General features: G+C 59.2%; 1 protein-coding gene. It reads right to left on the reverse strand.

What is annotated here, in order from left to right; genetic code table 11:
* On the reverse strand, positions 1-1,982 hold a 1,982-nt coding region (locus HGP14_RS35060; protein WP_168834366.1), incomplete at both ends, for a GumC family protein.

Raw genomic sequence — 1,982 nt, forward strand, 5'->3', positions numbered from 1 at the left:
CTTTTCAGACGCTGCAGGCTGAACTCGACGGCGCGGCGGCTCGTCTTTGCCCATCGTACGATCATAAGCGTTCGTTCTGCGAGCGCGGTCAGCTGCATCGTATCGGTCGAGGCGGGCACAGGGGCGCTGTCGAAGATGACGATTCGGCCGCTTGCGCGGGCCATCTCGATGATGTCCGCCACGTCCGCCAGCTGGGGGCGTCGATGGACACTGGGATTGCCAGCCGGGATGAAATCGACACCGCTTGGGAGATGGTGATGGATGACGTCCGGGATTGCAGCCTGGCCACTCAGGAAGTCATTCAACCCATGCTTTAGCCCCGACTTGAAAAGCGTGTCGAGATTTCCGCGTCGAAGGTCGCCATCGACAAGCAGCACCGGGCTTCCGCTGGCGGCGAGTTCGATTGCCAGCGATCTGGCGACAAACGACTTCCCTTCTCCGCCGTGAGCCGACGTCACCACAATACTGTTGGGCAACTTTCCGCCATTGGATTGTCTGAGCGAAATCACGACGGCGCGGATCGCTTCGTCAAACATCCCCCCTTGAGTGTGCCCGAAGAGTGTCGACGGATTTCGCCGGTCTTTCCTTCTCAAGCGCGGTATGAATCCGGCGGGCACTATGCGCGCCATTCCGGCCATCTGGTCGAAGCTACGGACCGTCTTGTCCAACATCTCAACCACGAAAGCGGCCGTTACGGCGATCGAAATCGAAGCCAGCAAGGCTCCGATCAGATAGAAAAGCCGGCCGCGTCCCTGCGGCGCGAGCGGCACTGCAGCCGGTGACAAAACCTCCACTTCCGCTCCCGGCAGCATGGCCTGCCCAGCCAGGGCCTGGCGCTGCTCCTCGAGCTTGTCCAGCGCCATTTGCTCCTTGTCGACGACGCGCTGCAGTCGCGCCAACTCGGTTTGCGCCAGGGCCGAGCGAGAACGTTGCTCGTGGGCGGCCGCCAACGCGGATCGGACTGCGTCCTCTTCACGATCAAGGGCCGCAAGCTTGGCGCGCATTGATAGGAGATATCGATCGACCGCAAGGCGGAGATCGGTGCGGGACTTAAGAATCTTTGCACGCAAGTCGACCACTGCTTCGGCATTGTTGCCATATGTCTCAAGGAGACGGTCGAGATCTTGCTGCTGTACACGAAGGTCGCGTTGCATCACGCCAATGCTATCGGGAGTGAATGTATTCTGCAGGGCAAGCGACGCGTCGTCATCCACTTCCAGGGTGGAAATCGCTGCTTTTACTTCAGCGTGGCTTTGTTCGATTTTTGTTAGCCGGTCGCTCAACTCCATTACCGACTTGATCTGTTCACCCTGAGCGTCGGCATTTAAGACAGCATCCATTGTTTCCTGATACTTGGCGGCAGCATCGCGCGCTGCCTTCGCGCGACTTTTCTGTTCGGCGATGCGCTGCCGGATCCATTCTTCCGCTGCGTCCAGATGGCCACGGATACTGTCATTCCGCTCTTCAAGGTAGACGCTGATGAGCCGATTCGGGACCGCGGCTGCCAGTTCGGGATCACTCGCATCGAATCCAATCTGGATAACGTCACCCTGGCCGCTGTGCCCCACGCTGAGCGCCCTGTAATATTCTAGGATTATAGGCTCGACGCTGTTTCGTATCGGCAAGGATGGTTTTTCACTGCCGACAAGGCCGCGCAGTTTTTCTCGGGCCTTGCCGACAAGCGAGGTTTTTCGCGGTGCCGGATTGAATTCCGGCCGCTGATCGAGTTGCAAGTCGCGGATTACCCGCTCTGCGACGCTTCTGGAAAGCAGCCGCTCCGCCTCCGATGTGAGGTTCAGCGGATCATTGCGGCCGGAATCCTCCGCGCTGAGCGTTGTCGCCAGCGGCCTGTGGATCATCAGCCGGGATTCGGCATGATAGGTCGGCTTCAATCCCGAAATCACTGCAACGGCAGGCACCATAAGCAAAGTGATTACAGCCATTATCAAGACGATCCTTCGCCGGACGAGGCGCAAGCCTGA

It is taken from the genome of Rhizobium sp. P32RR-XVIII, from assembly GCF_012641395.1.
Taxonomy (GTDB): Bacteria; Pseudomonadota; Alphaproteobacteria; order Rhizobiales; family Rhizobiaceae; genus Rhizobium.